This is a genomic window from Zoogloea sp. (genome assembly GCF_030157465.1).
Classification (GTDB): Bacteria; Pseudomonadota; Gammaproteobacteria; order Burkholderiales; family Rhodocyclaceae; genus Zoogloea.
The window spans coordinates 1-3,591 of record NZ_JAOAUU010000087.1 but is presented as its reverse complement, the minus strand read 5'-3'; the positions used below and the strand labels follow the sequence as shown (position 1 = coordinate 3,591).

Sequence of the window (3,591 nt, the reverse complement as noted above, 5' to 3'; positions counted from 1 at the left end):
GGATCGTTGTCGTCTTTCATTCCGGCTACGGCCACACCCAGCGCATGGCCCAGGCAGTCGCCGAGGGCGCCGGTGCCGAACTGCTCGCCATCGACGCCGAGGGCAATCTGCCCGATGCCGCGTGGGATGCCCTCAACGCCGCCGACGCGATCGTGATGGGCAGCCCGACCTACATGGGCAGCGTGAGCTGGCAGTTCAAGAAGTTTGCCGATGCCTCCAGCAAGGCCTGGTTCACCCAGGCGTGGAAGGACAAGGTCTTTGCCGGCTTCACCAACAGCGCCTCGCTGAACGGCGACAAGCTGGCGACCCTGCACGCGCTGTTCACGCTGGCCATGCAGCACGGCGGCGTGTGGGTCAGCACCGGCATGCCGCCGTCCAACACCAAGGCCGCCCAGCGCAACGACGTCAATGTGCTCGGCTCCTTTGCCGGTGCAATGGCCCAGACTCCCGCCGACGCCAGCGTCGACGAGATGCCGGCCGGCGACCTGGAAACCGCCCGGCTGTTCGGCCGTCGCGTGGCCGAGGTGGCGGCCCGCTTCAAGGGTTGAATCAAGGGCCCAACCTCGCCCTCTGGCCTGGCGCGGGGCCTACTTGAGGTAGGCCGCCACGCAGGTCTTGAGCCGCTGGACTCCGCCCCAGGTCTCGAAGCGCTGGGCGGCGGCGGCGTCGATGCGCTCGGTGCTCATGTAGGGATTGGCGCTGTCACGGCTGCCCGGGAAGATCAGCACCGCCGCCTTCGGTACCGTCCAGCCCCGGCCCGCGTAGGGCGGCTTGCCGCGCACTTCGAGGTAGTTGGCCGGCGCAGCGGATTTGTCGAGGAGCCTGCCATTGAGGGCGATCGAGCCTTCGCCTAACTCGCCGGACGGTCCGGTGTCGCCCACCACCGCAAACACCGGCTCGGCCGCACCCGGCACCATCGTGACGACCAGATCGCCGACGCGGGCATTGCGCCGGGCGAATTCGGACTGCACGGTTTTCGATGGATTCTTGGGGAGGACGATGGCCGGTGTGCTCAGGGCGTCCAGATAGTTTCCGATGTCGCAGCGATCGGCGATCTGCGGCTTGGCCAGCGCCGTGGCGGATACCAGGAAGCCGTCTACCGCGGGGCAGGGCTTGCCGTCCTTGAATGGAATGATCGAGCTTGCGATGCGGGTCTGGGCCAGCTTGTCAGCCGGCCACCCGGCGGCTGCAGCCTGTTCCGTGGCGATGCGACGGGCGCGCAAGCCCGCCTTGTCGAGGCCGCCGCAGGCGTCGCTCATGGCGTTGCACAGGTTGTTGAGGGCCGTCTTTTCGCCCCAGAAATCCCCGACGCTGTAGGAGCGGCGCGTGCCGTCGGTATTCACGTTGAGCCCTTCGACGAACAGCAGCGAGGCCTTGTCCGACGCAGACCAGACGGCGGTTGCGCCGCCCTTGGCATTGCCATCCTTCTGCTTGAAAGACAGGCTCATGCCGCAATCGACGGCGTGGGCGGAAAGGCTGAGAAGCGCCAGCAGGGCGGGCAGCACCGTGCGGCTGAAGGGCATTTTCTTCATGGCGAGGACTCCATCGGGATTTGATTCCTGCATCGCCGAATGGATGCAGGATGACTTTTTCAAACCTTTATAGATCGCCACGAACGGGCGGACAAGCCCGATGGGAGGGCAGTCAGTGCAGGTCTTCCTTGTCCGGCGGAACTGGCAGCACCGGAATGCCTTCGTCGATGAGTTCGCGCACGTCGCTCTGCTTGGCCTTGCCGCGGATGGCGCGCTCCTCGGCGTCGCCGTGGTGGATGCGGCGGGCTTCTTCGGCAAAGCGCTCGCCGACGTCTTCCGACTGGCTGGCGGCGCTGCGCAGGGCGTCGACGAGGCGGGCCGCAATGGCGGCCGGATCCGGCTTGGGCACGCTTGGCGCCGAGTGCGACGAGGTTTGCACGTAAGGCGCCGAGGGCAGGCGGCGCAGCTGCCGCGAGGCGCAGTGAGGGCAGCTCACCAGCCCGGTGGCGAGCTGGGTGTCGAAGGCGTCGCTCGACGCGAACCAGGCTTCGAAGCGGTGGTCCTGGTCACAGATGAGGTCGAGAACGATCACGGTGTGCGCTGAAAGTAAGTGGTGCCCGGAACGGGATGCATGGACTAACGAACTTACCTTGAAACCCGCGCGGTTACTGGGCTGTCGGCTGTCTGGGAGGGAGCAGACTACCACGGGACTACCACGGCTTCTACTCATCAATTGGGGCTGCCAGCAAATGCTGTGCAGGCGAACTCTATTCGTTTTCTCGCGCCCGCACCTTATTGCGCTTAATAATCGTAACCTTCTTCCCATCCCTCATGCTCAGCTTCTGCGTTAATCATGTCGTCGGCGCAGCCGGAGTAGTTGTTCTCATCACCTGTGTCGTCGTGTTCCCAGCTTGAACTGTTCGAATGCGTGTAGCCGGTGTGGTTAGTGATGATCTTCACGTCGCCTGACTGCGAGGGTGAGTAGCCCTCGACCTCATCAATAGACTGACTCTCATTATCCAATTGTGTAGCCATTGTTGCCGTCCTCCAGATTAAATCAAGGTTCAAGTCCGTTGCCACCGCACCGAGGGCAACGCCCGCCAGCGCCTCCATCCCCTCCGCATTGCCTGCAATAAATCGACGTTTTTGATGACAAAAGCGTGGAGGTGTGCGTTGAGTGCGTTGTCCGTCCATCCTGACTTATCCCCGGAAAACCCGTCAAAGAGGACGTTGGCTTAGGCGCTAGGCTGATGCTCTTTGCTCCGCACTTGGAGCACTTGAACTTGCCTAACTCATGCAGGTAAATGTACGTGCCGTCACGCACGGGCAAGTGTTTTCTGATTACTTCCTCTAGGAACTCATTCGTGAAAGTACGCGTGTGCTGACACGCTCGGCAGAGGCCGACGTCGCCAGGTGAGACTGTCAGAAGATGTGGGGATTCGATTGCCATCTGTAGATCATATATCTCACGAGGATTTTTCGAGCTGACTTTTCTGGGGCCAGCCTCCAACGTGAGTGTGCCAAGTTCCCCCGCCCCAGTGCCTCTAGTCCAAGCCTCGCCAACTTCCGGCGGGCCCGACGCTAAGCTCAGTGCAGCCCGTAGTCCGGTTAGCGCAGCCTAATCTGACACTCCCATTTTTGGACGATGCCATCAATGTCGGGTTACGCTGAGCTACCCAACCCTACGGGACTGAAGGACTCCCGGATTCTCCGGTGAGGGGGCCGCCGAAAGAGCTGAATTGCAACGCCAGCCTCCGTGATTGTCCTACTTGAATAAAACAATAAGTCATACTAAAGTAGGACTCTTGATTGATAGGAGGCTCGTATGCTTCAAACCCTGCGCAAAGCCGGTGGCTCCCTCGTAATGACGGTACCCAAGGCGTTTATTGACCAGAATGGTCTGGGCGAAGGCTCTCAGGTGGAGCTTCAGCTTCTGGGCAAGAAGATGACCGTGGAAGCACCGAGCCGTCCGCGTTACAAGCTGGCCGACCTGATGGCAGAAATGCCACAAGGGCTGCCGCGCGTAGAAGGCTGGGATGAAATGCCCTCAGTTGGGCTGGAGAACGGCTGATGGCGTACCTGCCGAACCGTGGTGACATCGTGCATCTCGATTTCGACC

Annotated in this window: 5 protein-coding genes; 2 read left to right on the top strand and 3 right to left on the bottom strand. The window is 61.9% G+C overall.

Annotated elements, in window-relative coordinates; translation table 11 throughout:
- Window positions 1-2 precede the first annotated feature (2 nt).
- Window positions 3-548: a flavodoxin family protein gene (locus tag Q1W26_RS11260; protein ID WP_300439904.1), complete on the top strand. Its 546-nt coding sequence runs from the start codon at window positions 3-5 to the stop codon at window positions 546-548.
- 39 nt (window positions 549-587) lie between these two features.
- On the opposite strand, the gene Q1W26_RS11255 is transcribed toward Q1W26_RS11260, so the two are convergent.
- The 3 genes from Q1W26_RS11255 to Q1W26_RS11245 form a co-directional block, all read right to left on the bottom strand.
- Window positions 588-1,532 carry a glycoside hydrolase family 75 protein gene (locus Q1W26_RS11255; RefSeq protein ID WP_300439902.1) on the bottom strand — a complete coding sequence of 315 codons (945 nt, stop codon included), beginning with the start codon at window positions 1,530-1,532 and terminating at the stop codon, window positions 588-590.
- 112 nt (window positions 1,533-1,644) lie between these two features.
- Entirely contained in the window at window positions 1,645-2,064 is a 420-nt protein-coding gene (locus Q1W26_RS11250) for a DUF1178 family protein (RefSeq protein ID WP_300439899.1), read from the bottom strand.
- Window positions 2,065-2,273: 209 nt separating this feature from the next.
- Window positions 2,274-2,666 (bottom strand): hypothetical protein, encoded by a 393-nt coding sequence (locus Q1W26_RS11245; RefSeq protein ID WP_300439897.1) that lies wholly within the window; start codon window positions 2,664-2,666, stop codon window positions 2,274-2,276.
- A 631-nt stretch (window positions 2,667-3,297) separates the two neighbouring features.
- On the opposite strand from Q1W26_RS11245, the gene Q1W26_RS11240 reads away from it, so the two are divergent.
- Entirely contained in the window at window positions 3,298-3,543 is a 246-nt protein-coding gene (locus Q1W26_RS11240) for an AbrB/MazE/SpoVT family DNA-binding domain-containing protein (protein ID WP_300439895.1), read from the top strand.
- The last annotated feature ends 48 nt before the right edge of the window (window positions 3,544-3,591 follow it).

Excerpts from the sequence above, each read along its gene's own strand:
- Q1W26_RS11255 (WP_300439902.1), bottom strand. The coding sequence starts at position 1,532 with ATGAAGAAAATGCCCTTCAGCCGCACGGTGCTGCCCGCCCTGCTGGCG.
- Q1W26_RS11245 (WP_300439897.1), bottom strand. The coding sequence starts at position 2,666 with ATGGACGGACAACGCACTCAACGCACACCTCCACGCTTTTGTCATCAA.
- Q1W26_RS11240 (WP_300439895.1), top strand. The coding sequence starts at position 3,298 with ATGCTTCAAACCCTGCGCAAAGCCGGTGGCTCCCTCGTAATGACGGTA.